The organism is Paenibacillus sp. JSM ZJ436, from assembly GCF_044383795.1.
Taxonomy (GTDB): Bacteria; Bacillota; Bacilli; order Paenibacillales; family Paenibacillaceae; genus Paenibacillus_AQ; species Paenibacillus_AQ algicola.
In genome coordinates this window covers 175,031-193,919 of the sequence record NZ_JBISEO010000003.1, presented here as the reverse complement: position 1 = coordinate 193,919, position 18,889 = coordinate 175,031, and the positions used below count along the sequence as shown (strand labels likewise).

17 protein-coding genes and 1 pseudogene are annotated in these 18,889 nt (G+C 47.9%); 2 read left to right on the top strand and 16 right to left on the bottom strand.

Annotated elements, in window-relative coordinates; genetic code table 11:
- Positions 1-241: 241 nt before the first annotated feature.
- Together ACH6EH_RS05100 and ACH6EH_RS05095 are read right to left on the bottom strand one after the other, a co-directional pair.
- A complete protein-coding gene (locus tag ACH6EH_RS05100) occupies positions 242-1,714 on the bottom strand; it encodes an alpha-L-fucosidase (protein ID WP_397331393.1) in 1,473 nt (490 codons plus the stop codon).
- A 59-nt stretch (positions 1,715-1,773) separates the two neighbouring features.
- The gene (locus ACH6EH_RS05095) at positions 1,774-2,202 is read right to left on the bottom strand and encodes an RbsD/FucU family protein (protein ID WP_397331392.1); all 429 of its coding nucleotides are present in this window, start codon (positions 2,200-2,202) and stop codon (positions 1,774-1,776) included.
- Between the two features lie 199 nt (positions 2,203-2,401).
- Here ACH6EH_RS05095 and ACH6EH_RS20220 point away from each other — a divergent pair.
- A pseudogene (locus tag ACH6EH_RS20220) lies at positions 2,402-2,533 on the top strand (transposase); the annotation flags it as partial.
- Between the two features lie 106 nt (positions 2,534-2,639).
- Here the strand turns inward: ACH6EH_RS20220 and ACH6EH_RS05090 are convergent.
- Positions 2,640-3,239: an S-layer homology domain-containing protein gene (locus ACH6EH_RS05090; protein WP_397331391.1), complete on the bottom strand. Its 600-nt coding sequence runs from the start codon at positions 3,237-3,239 to the stop codon at positions 2,640-2,642.
- On the opposite strand from ACH6EH_RS05090, the gene ACH6EH_RS05085 reads away from it, so the two are divergent.
- Complete coding sequence (locus tag ACH6EH_RS05085; protein WP_397331390.1) at positions 3,165-4,151, top strand: AraC family transcriptional regulator; 987 nt, start codon at positions 3,165-3,167, stop codon at positions 4,149-4,151. The genes ACH6EH_RS05090 and ACH6EH_RS05085 overlap by 75 nt on opposite strands.
- Positions 4,152-4,275: 124 nt before the next feature.
- Here ACH6EH_RS05085 and ACH6EH_RS05080 read toward each other — a convergent pair whose 3' ends face one another.
- From ACH6EH_RS05080 to ACH6EH_RS05020, 13 genes are all read right to left on the bottom strand, one after another.
- The gene (locus tag ACH6EH_RS05080) at positions 4,276-5,049 is read right to left on the bottom strand and encodes an enoyl-CoA hydratase/isomerase family protein (protein WP_138226660.1); all 774 of its coding nucleotides are present in this window, start codon (positions 5,047-5,049) and stop codon (positions 4,276-4,278) included.
- A gap of 4 nt (positions 5,050-5,053) precedes the next feature.
- The gene (locus ACH6EH_RS05075) at positions 5,054-6,229 is read right to left on the bottom strand and encodes a CaiB/BaiF CoA transferase family protein (protein WP_397331389.1); all 1,176 of its coding nucleotides are present in this window, start codon (positions 6,227-6,229) and stop codon (positions 5,054-5,056) included.
- The gene (locus tag ACH6EH_RS05070; RefSeq protein ID WP_397331388.1) at positions 6,226-7,404 is read right to left on the bottom strand and encodes an ABC transporter substrate-binding protein; all 1,179 of its coding nucleotides are present in this window, start codon (positions 7,402-7,404) and stop codon (positions 6,226-6,228) included. Before ACH6EH_RS05070 ends, ACH6EH_RS05075 begins: the two co-directional genes overlap by 4 nt.
- A gap of 19 nt (positions 7,405-7,423) precedes the next feature.
- On the bottom strand, positions 7,424-8,593 hold the full coding sequence (locus ACH6EH_RS05065) for a CaiB/BaiF CoA transferase family protein (RefSeq protein ID WP_397331387.1): 1,170 nt from the start codon (positions 8,591-8,593) through the stop codon (positions 7,424-7,426).
- Between the two features lie 20 nt (positions 8,594-8,613).
- Positions 8,614-9,711, bottom strand: coding sequence for a CoA transferase (locus tag ACH6EH_RS05060; RefSeq protein ID WP_397331386.1), 1,098 nt, complete (start codon positions 9,709-9,711; stop codon positions 8,614-8,616).
- A gap of 60 nt (positions 9,712-9,771) precedes the next feature.
- The gene (locus ACH6EH_RS05055) at positions 9,772-12,132 is read right to left on the bottom strand and encodes a glycoside hydrolase family 2 protein (protein ID WP_397331385.1); all 2,361 of its coding nucleotides are present in this window, start codon (positions 12,130-12,132) and stop codon (positions 9,772-9,774) included.
- Positions 12,133-12,338: 206 nt separating this feature from the next.
- Positions 12,339-12,662 (bottom strand): L-rhamnose mutarotase, encoded by a 324-nt coding sequence (locus ACH6EH_RS05050; protein WP_397331384.1) that lies wholly within the window; start codon positions 12,660-12,662, stop codon positions 12,339-12,341.
- 17 nt (positions 12,663-12,679) lie between these two features.
- Positions 12,680-13,765, bottom strand: coding sequence for a Gfo/Idh/MocA family protein (locus tag ACH6EH_RS05045; protein WP_397331383.1), 1,086 nt, complete (start codon positions 13,763-13,765; stop codon positions 12,680-12,682).
- Positions 13,759-14,214, bottom strand: coding sequence for a MaoC family dehydratase (locus ACH6EH_RS05040; RefSeq protein ID WP_397331382.1), 456 nt, complete (start codon positions 14,212-14,214; stop codon positions 13,759-13,761). The genes ACH6EH_RS05045 and ACH6EH_RS05040 overlap by 7 nt, the downstream gene beginning before the upstream one ends.
- A gap of 28 nt (positions 14,215-14,242) precedes the next feature.
- Positions 14,243-15,190: an MBL fold metallo-hydrolase gene (locus ACH6EH_RS05035; protein ID WP_397331381.1), complete on the bottom strand. Its 948-nt coding sequence runs from the start codon at positions 15,188-15,190 to the stop codon at positions 14,243-14,245.
- A gap of 79 nt (positions 15,191-15,269) precedes the next feature.
- Positions 15,270-16,955, bottom strand: coding sequence for an ABC transporter substrate-binding protein (locus tag ACH6EH_RS05030; RefSeq protein WP_397331380.1), 1,686 nt, complete (start codon positions 16,953-16,955; stop codon positions 15,270-15,272).
- A 46-nt stretch (positions 16,956-17,001) separates the two neighbouring features.
- Positions 17,002-17,898: a carbohydrate ABC transporter permease gene (locus ACH6EH_RS05025; RefSeq protein ID WP_397331379.1), complete on the bottom strand. Its 897-nt coding sequence runs from the start codon at positions 17,896-17,898 to the stop codon at positions 17,002-17,004.
- Between the two features lie 16 nt (positions 17,899-17,914).
- The gene (locus tag ACH6EH_RS05020; RefSeq protein WP_397331378.1) at positions 17,915-18,817 is read right to left on the bottom strand and encodes an ABC transporter permease; all 903 of its coding nucleotides are present in this window, start codon (positions 18,815-18,817) and stop codon (positions 17,915-17,917) included.
- Between the last annotated feature and the right edge of the window lie 72 nt (positions 18,818-18,889).

Genomic DNA, 18,889 nt, shown 5'->3' with positions numbered 1-18,889 from the left:
ACATTCACAATTCATTAACCCAAAATGTAATATGTCAATATCGATATATATTTAAATGTTGCACATATGAAGAGAAAAACAATTTGTGTTAATAGCAAAAGGAAGACCTACTCATGAAAGATGGAGTCGCTACAACACCAATTCGATGAGAGGTCTCGCCTTAAGCCTTTTGAATCAGATTTTGTTTATGCTCTGCGCCTGGTTCCATACCATAAAAGGACCTCTTCCGTGGCCGCAGCTGTTAATCCATCGTGATTGCAAAGCCTACCGGATATGGGGTGGGTGGGATATTGGAGGTGTCGATCACAAGACCATCCTCAGAAAGCTGCCATGCCACTCCTCCTTGTCCCAGCACGGCTACGTTTTTAATCACGCTCCGAAAATGCCGTGAATCCAGAGATAAGGATGATATGACCACTTTTCCATGGCTTGGCAGCTTCAAGACATAGGCATATAACGTCCCTCCCTTGAAGGTAAAGCGGATATCTTTTTCCGTGTAGGGACTGCGATTCCCTTCCGTATGCATCTCTTCGCCCGACTGTGTGGGGCCCTCCCCATAGATTTTCCAATGCGTAGTATCAAAAATGCCTTCTCCGTTCACCGCCAGCCATTCACCTATAGCGAGCAGAATCGACTCATCCTCCTCCGGGATGGTTCCATCTGCCTTGGGTCCCACATTTAATAACAAGCAGCCGTTCTTGCTTACAATATCGATCAGATCACATACGATGTCTGCGGGGTCCTTATATTGATTGTTCACGCTGTACGACCAGGAGTTACGCGCGACCGAGGTGTCGGTCTGCCAAAGCTGAGGCCGAATATCATTCAGTTGCCCCCGCTCAATGTCAAAGACTGCCGTCCCGTGCATAAAGGCGTCCAGCTTGTAATTGATTGCAACCTCACTTCCCCATTGGGCAGCGCGGTTGTAGTAATACGCAGCAAACTTTTTGAGATACGGCTTGAAACGGACGTTCATGATCCACCAATCGAACCATACAATTGAGGGCTGGTAGAGATCCACAAGCTCACAGGTGCGAAGCAGCCAATCGGTAAGGAAGGCCTCGTCCGGCCCTTCCCCGTGAATGGTCCATTCCGGGTCTCGCGGCTGTGCCGGTCCGTATAAGCCCCGGTAGCTGTCATCCTGTACGTCAGATTGAAACGCCATGCCCCCGTCAAAGAACCACCAGTTCTCAGCCCGATGTGAAGAGACCGCAAAATTTATATCCTTAGCTTCTACAGCGTTCTTCAGTTCCCCGATCACGTCCCGCTGCGGTCCCATCTGCACGGCATTCCATGGTGACAGTTTGCTGTTATACATTTGGAAGCCATCATGATGCTCAGCAACAGGCATTACATATCGTGCTCCCGCTTTGCTGAACAGTGCTGCCCATGCCATGGGGTCAAACTTCTCTGCTTTAAACAGGGGAATGAAATCCTTATATCCGAATTCATGCTGCGGCCCGTAAGTCTGAAGGTGATGATCAAAAATGCTCACCACCTGTTTATTCTCCCGATTCGCACTGTCTTTCAAGTACATTTCCCGAGCATACCATTCATTCCCGTAAGCGGGAACGGAGTATACTCCCCAGTGAATAAAAACACCGAATTTGGCATTCTTGTACCATTGCGGTATGGAATAGCTGCTTAAGGATTCCCAATTGTCCTGAAACGGCCCCTGGTTTATGACCTTATCGATCTGCTTTATGTCCATCATTATGTTCCATCTACTCCTTCATGTTCGTTATTGTTTTTTCCATCATTGCGGCTTTGCTTTTATCGAACGATTCCTTTTTTCAAAATCAGATTCCCATATTGTGCACATTCTCCCGTTGTGGCAATAGCATAAGCCTTTGCACTTCGCTCGTAGAAGCTGAATCTCTCTATCTTTTCCAAGGAAACTGTTAATTCCGTTTTCTGCTTTATGACTGATGCGTATGAATCCCATATGGTGGGTACAACAGGATCGCCTGGAACAACACTCATGACCGCTACGGGCTGATCTACATAGTCGTCCAGCGGTAGCAGCTGCAAAATAGCTTCGAGCAACTCTACAGTACCTTGACCGTCACATCTGACTAACCGCTGAGCATGGCTTGCAGCCGGAAAATGAGCATCGGCCAGCACCAGTTCATCCCCATGTCCCATCTCACACATGACCTTGAGCAGCTTTGGCGGCAAAACGCCGGGGATTCCGATGAGCATACATTCACCTCCTTAAATTTATATTGGAAACGTATTCATATTAAGAACGGAGTTGCTCTTTCGCACATCATATCGCGATAGAGCTTCATAGATAAGGAGCAATATCGACATCCAATGTTCAGATCTCGACTTATTGCTTCCTTCACGAGTAATCGATAGAATTGGCATATCCTGAGTGAAAGGCAGCCGTAGCAGCTGCCGGGGAATCCGGCGCTTTTTGCTTCGAGGCCTGCCAAAAGTAAGCCTTGAGGTCGGATGGCTTTCGCTCGCCCATAATTTGCTTAAGAAGGCGGCAATAGACCAAAAGTCAGAAATGGCGATGCAGGGATAACCTCCCCAACATCACCATTTCTTCATTTCTGGCTTAATTTTTCATAAAGGGAATTGTCTCGTCATTCAAAAAACTATTTTTGGAACAGCCCTTTAAAATGTCTTCGTTATAGCAAATCCAATTCCACGAGAAGCAGATATATAACTGCAGCGGCCTCGTTTCTCTTCGTACTTTCCTTAGGCAGAAATCTTCCATCCGGCACACCATTCATTAATCCGAGCCTTGTCACTGCTTCAACGTACGGAACTGCCCAATCATCAATAGCATCGAGATCAGCATATACCCTGTTTAATTTTCCTAAATCAGACAGTTCTGTTCCGCTATACTTGGCGAATGCCAAAGCACTCATTTTAGCTAATGCTTGTCTGTTAATCTCTGCCTCCGGAGCAAATTCTCCGTTTCCGGTTCCATGCACAATACCTGCTCTTGCTGCTGCCTCTACATAAGGTGTATACCATTTTCCTTTAGCGCTATCTATAAATGTTCCTGTGTAGCCTTCTGTTTCTAGATTTAAAGCAAGCGCCATCATTGCTGTAAACTCCGCTCTCGTCACCGCACTCTCGGGTTTAAATAAATGATCAGAGCCTTGTCCGTTAATGATGTGCCTTGATGCCAAATCTTCAATATAAGCTTGAGCCCAATTCCCCTGTATGTCGTCAAAAGTCTTATTGTATTCCATGACTGCAAATTTCATAAGTTGATCCATGCTGGCAACGACTGCCCTGGCATTAGAATCATACTTACCTCCAGTATAGACCCAAGTGTTCAACCGCATTTACGCTACTCTGATTATTACAATTACCATGGGGCGCCTTCAGATGCCAAGAGACAATGTAATTTGTATAGTCTTCACTTTTTTTTGCAAGAGCAAGGCTCTATTAAGGTAGAGAACACGACCTTTCCAGTAAAATCGAGTATGCTCGTATTCATTCGACCAGGCCAGATACATAGCTTTCATTTTGACAAGAAGCAACAATCCCCTTCATATAACTTTTACTTTGATTTATGGCCGAAAGCCTCTAATACGCCGCAGCTTCCCGCCATGCCGCGCTTCACCTTTCTGCCGGTGATGATGGAGAAAGAATTGCTCACTGCTATAGAACCATGCCCACAAGTAGATGCGCTACCAACGGTTCATTCTCTTAATGGCTACCCTTATTTATCAGACATGATCATCGACATGAACCGTACCTGCAACCAACCATTGGAATCCGTGTTCAAACGCTTACTCCTTGACAGTATGTTGCTTGTATGGATGCTGAAATGGTATAACGTCCTGCAAAACCCGACGATTGAAGATTCTCGAATCGGGAAGGTCATCGCTGAGATGGAGCGTTATCCGGAACGTCGATATGACAATCGGATGCTGTCAGAGATCAGTGGTTTAGAGAAGTCGCATTTGCATAAATTATTTAGACAGCAAACAGGTACAACGCCACAGGGGTATGCTTTTAACGTAAGGATGAGGAAAGCTGTTTCTATGCTGCTAGAAAGCAATCTTTCAGTTACACTCATCGCAGAGCAGCTTGGATACGAGTCCATTCACTATTTCTCATTCAAATTTACTAAAACCTATGGTTTGTCTCCGACAGCGTTTCGACGTCGTCATCGGGGTTAGATTCCTCGCGGGAAGAACATGAAATTCTGTATCCCAATATTTTAGACTCATTAAAAAAACCTGCAGTCCCATAGGACCACAGGCTTCATTTCATGAATATATCCAGCATTTCATTTCTCAGCACTCAACACCCTTTAAACTTTGGAGCCCTCTTCTCTTGAAAAGCCGCCTTGCCCTCCTGTGCATCCTCTGTGGTAAAGCAGAAGGAGAAGAGACTGTTCTCATATTGCAATCCGGCATCCAGCGGCATGTTCATCGCTGCGCGCAGCGCGAGCTTGGCATGCTGGACCGCAATAGGACTGTGGGCGGCAATGGCTTCAGCCGTTTCATAGACCAGCTTCTGCAGCTCCCCTTGCTCTGCAACCTGCTCCACTAAGCCGTAGCTCAAGGCCTCTGCGGCACTTAGCAGCCTGCCTGTCAGCACCATTTCAGCTGCTTTTCCCGGACCCACAATTCGAGGAAGCAGCTGTGTGCTCCCGCTGCCTCCAATCCAGCCCAGCTTGATTTCCCCCGCGCCGAACCTGGCACTTAAGGAGGCGTACCGGATGTCTGCATGCAAGGCAAGCTCCAGCCCTCCGCCAATAGCATATCCACGGATCATCGCTATCACTGGCTTGCGAATGCTGCGAACGGCCATGCAATAATCCTCGCGATTGCTCAGCTCCCAGGGACTTCCGTAATCGTCCAGCACCTCAATATCGCTGCCCGCTGAGAAGCTCTTTTCCCCTTCCCCCGTCAGCACGACGACCCTGACGTTCTGGTCCTGATTGATCTCTTGGCAAAGCTCGTTAAGGCGTATCCCCATCGCCCGGGTGACCGTATTCAGCTTCCCGGGTCTGTCTAGAGTAATCGTTCCGATGTGATTGGACAGCTCATATCTGATCCCCGAATGCTCCATCGACCTAGCTCCCGCCAGCGTTTTCTGCTGCGCGCTCAAGACCAAAATCTCTATTAATAGCAGACGTGTCCTCGCCGATTGGAGGCGCGCCCTTGCCATGCTTGAGCAGATGGCCGTTCACTCTTGCGGGGTATCGGGTCGTCTTAAACACAGCACCGCTCGGCCTTACGACCTCCTGAAACATGTCCAGGGCTTGAATACCCTCATGCTGGAGAGCCCGCTCCCAATCCAGCACTTCCGCACACCAATAATCAGCCGGCTCCAGAATATCCAGCCAGTGCTGTGTCGTTCTCGTCTTTAGATGCTCATTCAATCGCTGCTTGATTTCATCCCGTTCATGAAACCAGGAGGTCTGGTCGGTGTATTGCAGCAGATCTGCACACCCCAGCAGCTCACCTAAAGCGATTATCGAGCCCATAGCCAGAGCAAGGTGACCATCCTGTGTTTCGTAAATACCGTACGGTGCGCCTAAATAAGCATGGGCATTGCGGAACTGACTGCGTCCTTGAAGCTCTCTGGGCTCCTTGTTTATATAAGCGCTCAACACTTCAAACTGGAAATCCAGGGCAGCCTCCATCAGGCTGATTTCCACCTGCCCCCCGACACCGGTCTTTTCGCGCTGGTACAACAGTCCGAGCACGGCTTGAACAAACATGGAGCTTGTATGAAGATCAATGGTCGCGAGGCCAAAAGGAACGGGCGGCTGATCTCCGTCTCCATTCAGCCAGGTCAGACCGGACATCGACTGTACGAGCAGATCCTGCCCCGGCTTGTTCTTCCAGGGACCTTCTGTGCCATAGCCGGTAATGCTTCCGTAAATAATACCGGGATTTAATGCCTTCATCGACTCATAATCGAGACCAAGCTTGTGCATCGAGCCGGGACGAAAGTTCTCAATCATGATATCCGCCTGCTGAATCAGTTTCTTTATTTTGGCCAGATCGTCTGGGTCCTTGAGGTTAGCGGCATAGCTTTCCTTGTTCCGATTCATGGATTGAAACACCGTGCTCTCACCGTCGACCCGCAGATTCGACAGGGTTAACTGACGGCTGCCATCCCCTGCATTCGGTCTCTCGATCTTAATAACGCGGGCTCCCAAATCTGCCAGGCGCAGCGCAGATACAGGACCTGCAAGATATTGACTGAAATCCAATACAACAATGCCTTCCAGCAGCTTCATCTCATCTCCCCCCTGACTCTTGCATCATTTCCCCTGCTTTGGCGCTGCATTTCATTTAAGTCTTGAATCACTTTGCTTCGGTCTGGCAATGCATTCATCAGTCGATTACGAATCAAATGTCCGGCCTGCTCCTGAAAGTCGATATATCCGGGATATCGTGGGCGCATGGAGCCATGGGTTAAGGTATCCAGCGTATTTTTGAAAAAATCGCCGGACAGCCGGTTCACCTCCGGGTCCAGCCATGCCATCCGGTGGCCCGGCTGACCTCCATGTTGAAAAAATGAAGTCCGCTGAAAATCCGCAGACGCAACCATGACAGCAAATTTTGCCGCAAGCTCGGCATACTGACATTGTGAAGAGATGGCAAGCCCTACGCCGCCGATCATACTGCCGCAAGGGTTGCTGCGATCCGATGGAATATTTCCGAAGCTCGTCACAAATGGCCTGAAGCCTGCCCTTGCATAGTTGGAGTAGCCGTAAATGAGCGGAATGTAGGCGATCTCTTCACTGCTCCCCATTCGGTCCAGCATCTGGATGGGATCCTGATAGAGAGACTCTTGGAGTACATAAGGCATCCAGCTTTCCATGAGCTCAAGTGCCTGTATGCCAACCTCTAATGGAAGATCCAGCCCCTCACTCCAGTACGCCCGGTTTGACAGCTGGGCACACAATGTGAAAAAAGTGGAGTAGGCATGTACCGGCACAAGCGGCAGACCGATCTGCTGCCCCTTCGGCAGCGTCCTGGCCAGGGTGAGAACATCCTCCCAGCTACGAGCCGGCTCCAGTCCTGCCTTATCCAGCAGGTCCTGGCGGTAAGCGCTCACTTGAGCTGCTGCATCTACAGGCAGCGCCCATTGCTTTCCTTCATACGTATAGCTGGCATAGCTTTGACCCGTGGAGTGAAGCTCCTGATCCTGCAGAAACGAGGCTTCCATGAGATCATTCAAGGGCAGTAGGAGCTCTTTGTCCACAGCCGTCCCGATATGGGGATGATCAATCATGATGAGATCATAGGTTTCTGCCAGCAGCTCCAGCGGATAAAGCTCAAAGTCCGCCAGAGAACGGGCGTCCCATTGTATTTCAACGTCAGGCTCCAGCTTGCGGAATGCTTCGGAGGCGGCCAGCAGCGGGTTTAGGCCTCGCTCGTGAGACCAGGTCATTCCTTTTAATTGCATATCAGCACCTTCTCTTTACTCAAATATTACGATGATGGTCAGCTGTATTCAGAGAACACGCTTCGGATTCGATCCAAGTATTATGCTCTCCAATCCGTGGAGCCCCTTTGGCGTATTGGAGGCGATACCCATTGAATCGAATAGGACACGCTAATGCGATCATGTCGATGTCAGGATCTCTCTTTATGTTTTGCGTCATCTGAAGCTTGTGAAATACGTCTTGGCTCCGCAGCTGCTCCCAGTTCAGCAGCTTCTCACAGGCAATGCCATGCTTTATGAAGATATCCACCCAGTAGTCTGCAGGCTGTGTCAACAGCCTCTCTTGCATGAAGATGACCGCTTCATCTCCGCTCATCGAGGATGCCAGCTCCACATCAAGTGCAGCCGCGAGCACCTCTAAAGGCATATCTTTTAGAGCGATATATTCCGTTGCTGTTGGATACAGCCCTTTGACAGTGCGCCTGAATTGAATCCGCCCCGAGGATGCATGAGCATGGGCGGCTGGCATCCACAGCTCATCCCATACCTCCTGCATCACATCCAGCGTAGACTCCAGCATATTGACCTCCACCAGCGCACCCTTACCTTGAGCAGATCGTCTTACTAGAGCCGCCAGAATGCCCTGAACCAGATGTGCACCGCTTATCATATCTGCTATTGCCAAGCCAAACGGGATTGGCCGCCGCCGGTGATTGCCGCCATGCAGCCACGGAAGTCCGGTCAGTGCCTGCAGCAGCAAATCCTGTCCGGGTCTGCTGCGCAGAGGTGTTTCTTTTCCGTATCCACTAATGGAGCCGTAAATGAGCCGCGGGTTGATCTGCTTGACCTCTTCATACCCGAACCCCAGCTTTTCAATGACACCTGGTCGAAAGTTCTGGATCATGATGTCCGCATGCTGCAATAGCTTGCGCACCTTGATCTTGCCTGCTTCCGACTTCAAGTCCACCGCGTAGCTCTCCTTATTTCGATTAATGGAATGAAACAGCGTGCTGTCACCGTCCAGCTCCAGGTTGGATATGTACAGCCTTCTGCATAGATCTCCGCCGTCGGTGCGTTCAATCTTAATGACTCTCGCGCCTAAATCAGCTAATCGCAGCCCGGCGTATGGGCCCGAAAGAAATTGACTGAAATCCAGCACAAGCAAGCCTTCTAACGGTCTTGGCATCATGACACTCCACTCTCGCTTCATGGTATTCTGCGGTGACGCAGCTAAATCAGCTTGAATTCCTCTTCAATGGCTGCATTATCCTCACCGGCCCGGAGAATGCCGCGGCGACTGTTCAGGTGAGTGCTGTCGATCTTTATCGGGCAGTGTGGAGTTACAAATAAGCCCTGATCCTCCACCTCAATCTGCTGCAGATGCTGCAGAGCCCGAAACCCTTCATGTTGAAGAAGCTCCTGAGTAGTCTGCACCTCAGCACACCAGTACCCGCCAGCTTCCAAATCCTTCTTCCAGGCCGAAGCGGGCCTGCTCTTGAGATGCTCCGTCAGATTAAGCTTGATTTCGTCCCGATGAACAAACCAGCTCGCAGGATCTTTATATTTCGCTAATGCATCGCAGTGCAGCAGCTTTCCCAGCTCTAATACAGAGCCCATGGCCAGCGCCAAATATCCGTCACTCGTCTCATACACTCCGTAAGGCGCTGCAAGGTAAGCATGCGCATTGCTGACAGCACTTCTTTGCGGCTGCAGTCCACCATCATTCAAGTGCGTAGTCAGCACCTCGAACTGAACATCAATTGCAGATTCCAGCAGGCTAACCTCAACGAGCATCCCCAAGCGGGTATGGGCACGATGTACAAGCGCAGCCAGAATCCCCTGCACGAGATTAGCGCTTGCAAACATTTCTACCGTGGACAGCGGAAAGGGAATTGGTGGATCATCTGCATTCCCGTTGAGCCAAGGCATACCGGTCAAGGCCTGAATAAAGAGGTCATCATAGGCCTTGGTGTCTTCCATGTCCCGGCCACCGCAGCTCGTAATCATAGCGTGAATGAGCTGGGGATGATTGGAGCGCCACTTCTCCCTGAAAGCCCCTCCGAAAGGTAACGCCTGAAGAGAAGGACCGTCTAAATAAATATCAGCTGCAGCAATCAGCTGGTTCAGCTTGCGGGTATCCTGGTCACAGGCAGCATTGTACAGAAAGCGTTCCTTGTTACGATACAAGCTGATCAGAGGCAGTGAGCCTTCCTCTGCCTGCTCAATCCGGATGACACGGGCTCCAAGATCCGCGAGTCTTACGCCGGCAAAGGGTCCTGCGAGCCCCATACTATGCTCCACAACGAGTATCCCTTCTAATGGAAGCAATGGATCCCTCCTTAGCGATAATGCGGTCGTATTTTGTTGATCAAGCTATGTTACCCGCAACTATTCTAGTTCCCAGAGCTCCGGGTTATATCGATAATAGCTATGTCCGTATTCTTCACGCAGCGTATTGCTCTCCTGGAGATGCTTGAGGCATTGACGCTTTGCTTCTGCCTGATCACCGATCAGCAGCAGATATTCATTGCTGGCTAATTCCACGCCGCCTTGCTTCAGCGTAAGTGTAATCGTGAACTGGCCTGCAGCATTTGCATGGACCTTCCAGTCAATCTCGCCGAATCGGGCGGAGCTGTTGGAAGCCACGGAAGCGTGCAGAATCCCACTCTTGACAACCTCGCCTCCAGCATCTGCTAACGTCCATTCCAGCACCGCATCATGATAATCCTCATGATAATCATTAACGATCCACAGCTCGCCTTGGAAGGCTTCGCCCGAATTCCATCTTCTCTTAGTGAAGGCCAAGCTTGGTAGAAGCGGCTGGTAGCTTCTCTTTACATAATCAAAGCTAATCTTCTTCTGACCGTAATAGTCAATCAGGCCCCACTTGATGTCTGGCCAGTGTGTAATGAAGTGACAAAGAGATACCCCGCTCATCCGCGGCTTCCGTCGACGGTACAGCTCAAGCGCAAATTGCAAAATCGTTCCGTGCGCAATCTGAGTCGATTCTACAAACTGCTCCAGAGAATCCATTCTTTTGTCTCCAAACACCTCGATATTCAGTCCTTGAAGGATATGAATATCTGCCCAATGATAGCCCCAGCTGGGTCCCATCGGCCATAGCTCATTTTCTGGAATGAATTTTTTGAGACTCTCGATCGATGGGGCTGATGCAGCCGTTAATTCAGGAATGATGGAGCAATCCAGAGCCGGATAATATTCCTCCATAAAACTGTGGCCGCCGCCGTAGTAATGGTCATTCGCATGCTGTGACTCTTTAGGCTTGAAGCCCATGCTCTGGCCGAACTCATTGCTGAGCGGGGATGCCAGTCCGTAAGGCGTCGATGTGTAATCTTCAATGGCTACCCCAATTGCCTCCATCAGCTCTTTGTTACCGCTTTCGATGTGAGCGTCTGTGAAGAAAACCTCTTCTCCGCCCATCCAAAAAATATTCGAGGGATGATTGCGCCGCAGCTTCACAATTTCAATACATTCCTTCTCTACAGATTCTACAAATGCGGGATCATTGGAAAATGCTTGTGTAGAGAACGTAAAGTTCGTCCATACGGTAATACCGAGCTCGTCGCACAGCTTATAGAAGGTCGGAATCTCTGGCGGGTGCCAGCCGAAAATTCGCAGATTGTTTATGTTAGCTTCTTTCACCTGAGTCAGAAGATGCTCATATTTACTCGTGCTGTTCCGGCCGTAGAAGAAGGACGGCTGTCCACCCCAGCATGCAGAGCGCAGAAACTGACGTTTTCCATTAATTACAAAGGTCCATGGGTATTCACATTCCTCATCCGTGAAGCCCGGGTTCTTCTCCATTTCAAGGGTCCGAATCCCGATTACATCCTCTACTCGATCCAGCACCGTGCCGCTATTCAGCACCTTCATCTCCAGATGATACAGATTCGGCGTTCCCATGTCCCAAGGCCACCACAGCTTCGCGTCTGAAACGTCCACGACGGCATTGGCCATCTGAGTGCCGGCGGGAACCTCTACCTCCACCGTCTGGGTGATGGTGTCTGAATCAAAGTTGTGGCCTTTCATTGCAACCTCGATCTGAACCGTTTGAGACTCTGCCGTCATATTGTCCAGTTCAATCTGCAAATGAACAGCAGCGCCTCCTTCTTTCAGCTCCGACTCACTGCGATAGTTCACGATGCGTACATGGTCTGTTGCAATCAGGCGTACCGGACGCCAGATCCCGAAGGGCACCAGGCCCGTAAAATAATCACCGGAGAAATTCACTTTCTTGCCGCCCACGTTGCGGAAATTCTTAGGAGGCGGGTCCAGCTTGACAGCGAGCTGATTCGAGCCGCCCGACCAATGATCAAAATTCAGAAACTCACTGACCTCGAAAGAAAATGGGGAGAACATACCCTCATGACTTCCCAGCAGCTGACCATTCAGCCACACGGTGCAGCTATAATCAACGCCTTCGAACTCCAGGTGAATCTTCTTCCCCTTCATTTCCGGAGAAACGTTGAAGCTGCGAATATACCACCATTCATATTCCTGTACCCATTTCGCTTTATGCATATTGCGCCCATAATAGGGATCTTCCAATTCACCTGCACGCTGAAGATCGGTATACACATCCCCAGGAACGCTCGCATAATTCCAGCTGAAGATGACGCCTTGACGTTCCGCAGGCAGGATATGAAATCCTTCCCGCTCTCCTTCACCAACTCTCATTTTTTCCATTTGCCATAGCTTGCCGCTTAAATCCTTTACGATTCGAGACATCTTCCGACCTCCACTATGATATAATTTAAAAATCAAAACTAATAATCATAAAAAAACAAAATAATATTCTTTTCGGAATACTGTTCCATTTTTTAATGATTATACTGCTGAACCTAGTGGGCGTCAATGCTGTTTTTGTGCATTAACGTTGGAAGAATATTAGCGAAGCTGCTGGCTGTAATTTATTTGCGCGAAAGCTATATGCTTCATTCTTGATAGAATAACTCTTCCATGACGGCCCACCACTCCCCTGACGCTCTTGTCTCCAGCGGTTCCTGGCATGGTTTACAGAGACTCCACCACTCCTGTGTAATCGGATCGGCTGCCATCCTTTCAAAATCCCGCTCTAGATCTTCACCGAAATATTCGAAGTAGCTAAACAGATATCCGTCTTTATAGAAAATAGAATAATTCCGAATATTACAATCTTGAATGGTCTGCCTTACACCGGGCCACACATTAGTATGGAGTTGCTTATATTCATCTAGCTTCTCGGGTCGAACGCGAATCACACTGCCGTAGCGTTTCATGCACGTTGTCTCCATTTTCATTGAATTTCGTCGAGGGCAACTAGCCGCCCCTCCTTCATCGAGCGATATGCTGCGAACACCATCTGCAGTGTTTTTAGATTATCTGCTACACTATTTTCCGGCTCCCGTCCTTCTTCAATTGCACACATTAATTCGCCCATCGTTCCCATAAAAGCATGCGGAAACCATTTGCCCTCCAGCTTGGGTGCAATCCAGCAATCAGACACTATATCCTTGGACATGAATTGAAGCGTATCCTCTCGACCTTGCGGATAATTGTACAGTGCACCGTTCGTACCCTTGATGATGCCCTTAGTGCCTTCAAAACGGAACGTTGCATACCAATCGTCCTGCGCAGCCCAATTGTTATGGTTGTCATGAATCAGGCCTCGCGTTTCACCGGGAAAAATCATATGGATTAAAGTTCTGGTTTCTCCTGTACAGGCTTGCCCCGGATATTTCACGCCATCTGCATAAATCGCAATTGGATCCCCTACCAGAAACCTAATTGAATCCATGTAGTGAATGCTGTGGTACATAATTTCGAGGGTTTCAATAGATTGCAGAAACGGCCAGTTTTCAAATTTGGTTTTGATGTTAACCTGGATTGAGGCCTGAGTTAACTCACCTAGCAACCCTTTCGTAATCAAATCGTGACTCGCTCGAATTCCTGGAGCCCACCTCATCTGCTGATTAATCGCACCGACAACCTGTGCGGCTGCACACATATCTACGATGCTTTTGGCTGTTTCATAGCTTGCTCCAAGTGGCTTCTGACATAATACATGCTTCCCTGCAAGGGTAGCCTGCCTCACTATCTCCGGCTGCAGCTCAGCAGTGAGGGCAATATCTACAATTTCAATATCCGGATCGGACAGCAATTCCTCAACCGTTTCATAAACTTTGGGGATTTGAAAAGCGCTGGCGAGCTCTTCTGCACGGGCAGCATTACGATTTGTAATCCCGACTACATTAAACCCGGCCATGCGATACGCCGGCAGATGCGCCTCTCTCACAATTTCTCCAGCACCAATGATGCCAATCCCTCTTGAACGGTTATGGGGCAGTCTCGGTTTATAGCTTAGCTCGAGCTTCTCTAGCAAGCTGACTCACCTTCTTTCTTGTTCACGAGCAGCAGATGTTCACAAGCCAGCACAACATCATCATGCTGATTAATAATGCGAACCTGCTCTACAACGAAGCCCATGTCAGACTTTTTCGGATGATCCCGTTTCTCTATAATGGTGACGTCAGCATGAATCGTGTCCCCAATAAACACCGGTTTAATGAATCGAAGCCGGTCATAACCGTAAGAGAACGCTTCAGGATTTAACTCACCCGCTGTCAAGCCAATGCCAACACTGAAGGTAAGTGTACCGTGAGCAATTCGCTGTTTAAATGGTTGCGTCTTGCACCACTCTGCGTCCATATGATGGGGATAGAAATCCCCGGTCTGTCCCGCATGAATAACAATATCGGTTTCTGTAAGCGTACGGCCACCGGTCGTCCTGCTAGCTTCAAGCTTATAATCCTCGTAATAAATACTTGGCATCCTTTGTCCACACTCCTTATCACTTTAGCTAATCTCCTATACACCACTTAAGTTGATTATTGTGAAGTACTCTTGCAACCTCCTTCTGCTCCCGCAGATGCATACAGTGCGCATGAGTTGTTGCATGTATTTGGAACTCACGTTCGTATTGAGGATAGTAAAGGGCATGAATTTGGAATACAAGCTCATTCAGTGTTAAAGGCTCTTTTGCTTTTCGAAGATGTTCTACTATGATCTCATCATGCTGAGTAACGAAGTTCCGTGAAACGAAGAGAGCCCGGCCAACCTCTTCATCCTCTAATACACCAAAGTGAGAAGTTGCTGCTGTATCCAGCTGTAAATCGTGTATCTTCTGCAGCGACTCTAAATATTTGCCCACATGGTTATACAGTGGAAACACCATCGTTCCTTGAGGCACCGTCCCTCGCTGCTGGATGACATCACCGCAGATCGCTGCTCTGAGATCGGCCTGATGCAGCACGATGTGCCCCGGAGAATGCCCTGGCAGGTGTAAACAGGTCCATGCGACGTCTCCCGTACTTACAATCTCGCCATCTTCCAACACATTGGTGATGGGAACGTCACTCCCGCACATTCGAAGCAACTCGCTCCTGGCATGATCCGATAGTCTCCACTGATCTGGGTAAACATCATACAGTTCTGCAAGATGCTTCTGTCGATCCTCCGCCCATTCCCAATCCTCTCGATGGATGAATAAAGAAACAGATGGATTAGCAGCATATATAGATGCATTTCCTCCAAAATGATCCACGTGTGCATGAGTAATGACTAGGGCAGACAGATCTTCCGGGGTTCTATTTCTGGCATACAAGTAGGGAAATATATATTGCTTCGGTGTTGTAGCCATTCCGCTGTCAATGAGTACAAGCTTCTCTCCCTCTAATACATACAAATTTAAGGCAGAGCCATCTTCAAGGAAGCATTCGATCACATTCACCCAATTTCGAAAGTTCAAGATTTCCTCCCCCTGATGCAGAGTATTAGCAAACACTCGTCAGACGAAAACTCCATCTGACGAGTATCGTTTCAAGATGCTACCGCTTGTCGTACGCTTCTTGATATATTTCCAGGTACCGCTTTAAATTCATCCCATTCAGGGTTTCAAGATATTTGTCCCATTCAGTGCCTAGATCGGCGTCGCCCGTTACAAACCTGGCAACCATCTGTTCCACATACTCACTAATGGTTTTCTGAAGGTCTGCAAGCTCAGCGCTTTGCTCTTCAGTCAGGAACAATGGAGGAAGAACTTCATCAATTTCCGGCTTGAAAGGATCATATAGTGTAGTGGCTTCATAGAGAAGCACTTCAATGTTTTCGTCCATCGTTTCCTTGTCAATGGCTGCCGCTAGCCGGAAATCAGAAGTACGCACCGTCGGCGCGGTCTGAGACCAATGTGTATTTTGATTGCTGCTCTCTGGATTAGTAATCGTTTTGTACCATGCGGGTTCCCCGTTAATGCCAATCATATCAGCTTCTGCTTTTACCCAATCCTTTTCAGGCACACCAAACAAAGAACGCATCATAATTTCATTTGGATCGTCCCATTTGCTGTAGAAACCGTCGACCCACCGCATGGCAATTTCCGGATGCTTGGCTTCCTTGGTAATCAAAAATTTCCCGAACATGCTGCCACCGTATGGATTGTATCCGGCTACCTGAACGCCATTCGGTCCTTTTAGCGGAGGAACGGCAACATACTCCAGCCATTTGCCACTCTCTCCTAACAGCTGAGTCAGGGCTCCGACAGACCCCCCTGGTGCCGATCCTAGAATATGGTCACCCGCCTGCTCGCCCATTTGCCGTAGTTGACTTCCATCTTGTGTGAAGGATTCTGCCGACAGCAGCCCTTCCTTATACAGAGTATTTAAATACTCAAGTCCTTGGCGCCACTCTGGCTTGTCATAAGCAACATTGATTTGCCCCTCATCTACATACATATGATGGTTTGCAATCACTGTATTGTTGTGAATGAATCCATTCATTAAGAAATCGTATACCCTGGTGTTCCAGCCTTTAGAAGAGCCAGCTAAAGGAATCTCATCTTGAACCCCGTTTCCATTCGGATCCTGCTCTTTAAAAGCTTTCAATACCTGGTAGTACTCTTCTGTCGTCGTGGGAACTTCCAGTCCCAACTGATCTAGCCACGGCTTATAAATCCATTGCTTCTGCGACATTGTACAGTGAAAGCATTGCTCGATTTGCGGAAGCGCGTAGATGTTTCCGTTCGGTGCTGTGATTACATCTTTAATTTCTGGAAGCTCTGCAAAAGTCTGTTTAATATTCGGTCCATAGGCCTCGATCAAATCATTTAGTGGAAGAAAGACACCTTGTTCGCCGTATACCATTTGCTGCTCATTAGATACAAACATATTTAATACCACATCAGGATAATCCCCGCTCGCAAGCATCAGATTAAGCTTCTCAGGTACACTGTTCGCCGGTACGACATCCCATTCAATATGGACATTGGTCAATTCCTCATACCATTTCGTAAATTCATTCGTTTCATAATTCTCAACAAATTCGCGGGCACCGACCATCACCCTGAGGGTGACCTTCTCTTCTGTAATTGGATATACGCCATTTTCAGATACTAGAGATTCTGCTTCCGAGTCTTTCGACGTTGTCTCAGGATTCCCGCTTTCGCTGGAGCATGCGCTTAACAGAACACTGGTCATGAGTAAGATGAATGCAAGAGTGAACATCAATGATCTTTTCAATTGAACCCCTCCAAATGAAACAAAGTAGTTGAGCGTATTTACGATACTATCCTTTCAATGAGCCGATCATCACCCCCTTGACAAAGTGCTTTTGTACAAACGGATAAATGATGAGAACTGGCAAGCTGGCTACGAGGATCAACGAGTATTTCAGCTTCTCAGCCAGCCCGATCTTTGAAGCGTGCTCCTGAACGTCATTAATCATTTCCAGATCCAGCTGATTCTGCACCAAAATTTCACGTAGAACAAGCTGCAACGGGTACAAGCCTGGATCCTTCAGATAAATCAAAGCGGTAAAGAAAGAATTCCACTGTCCAACCGCATAGAACAAGGAAATGACCGCCAGTATGGGTGCTGAAAGCGGTAACACAATCCGGGATACAAATCTAAAATCGTCACAGCCGTCAATCCTGGACGCCTCCAGCAATTCATCCGGGATGCTCATCATGAAATACGTCCTTGTAATGATAATATTCCAGACCGATAAGGCCGATGGAAGAAGGATGGCCCAGCGGGTATCCAGCATTCCTAGATCCTTGATCAGCAAGTAGGTTGGAATTAATCCGCCGCTGAAGAGCATTGTAAATACGAAGAGAAACATGATGATATTTTTTCCAGCCAAATCTTTACGTGATAACGGATAAGCAGCCAAAATTGTTAATATTACACTTATAATGGTCCCAAACAATGTGTAAATGAACGAATTATAGAAACCTGCTGTTATTTTCTTGTGTCCGAACACCGCTTTATATCCCTCTAATGTAGGCTCTACCGGCCAAAGCCACACCCTTCCAGATACAAGAGCTTCAGAAGAACTAAAGGAAGCGCTGACAATATACAGCAATGGATACAACACGATGATCAGGAAAATGCTTAGTATTACATAATTCACTACCGTAAATATACGGTCTTTAGACGATTCTTTAATGGCTGAGTTTTCCAAGTGAAATTAACACCTCCTACCATAAGCTGGACTGTTTTGTTTTCCGTGCTAGGTTATTAACAGCAACTAATAAAATGAGGTTAATAACGTTCTTGAATAATCCAATCGCGGATGAATATGAAAAGTTAGGTATCGATGAAACTAAGCCCACTTTATAAACATAGGTATCCAGTATTTCCGACGTACGAATATTTAAAGGATTCTGCATCAACAAAACTTTTTCAAATCCGATATCCAGCATGTTACCCACATTCAGAATCAACAGTATAACGACGATCGGCATAATACCCGGAAGATCAATATGCCACATTCTTCTCAGCTTGGAGGCGCCATCAACAACTGCCGCTTCATGGAGCGAAGGATCGATACTGGATAATGCAGCTAGATAGATGATGCAAGAGAACCCGACATTCTGCCAGATCCCGGACCATACATAGAGGGACTGGAAATATTCAGGAACGCCCATCCAGTTGCCGATGTCAAATCCCAAAACACCTGCAATATTGCTGATAATACCAGTTCTAGGCGAGAGAAATTGAAGCATAATCCCGACCATAACGACGACTGATATGAAATGTGGTGCGTAAGATACCATTTGAACTGTATTTTTAAATGCTTTGTTTCGAACATAATTCAGCGCTAACGCCAAGATGATTGGGAACGGCGTGCCTGCAATCAGCTGGTACAAGCTAAGACTGATTGTGTTCCACATAATGTTCCAGAAATCATAAGACTCAAAAAAACGTATAAAATGCTTGAAGCCCACCCACTCACTGCCCCCAATTCCACGAACGGCCGAGAAATCCTGAAAGGAAATGACCGCTCCATACATGGGATAATACTTAAAGAGAAACAAGTGGATTAACGGAAGCAGCAACAACACATATAGCTGCCAGGAATTCATGATTTTCTGCTTCATTCTTTTCCCCCTTTCTCATTTTTAATTTAATGAAAGCCTTTTCAACACATTCCCCTCGAGGTAGCTAAAATA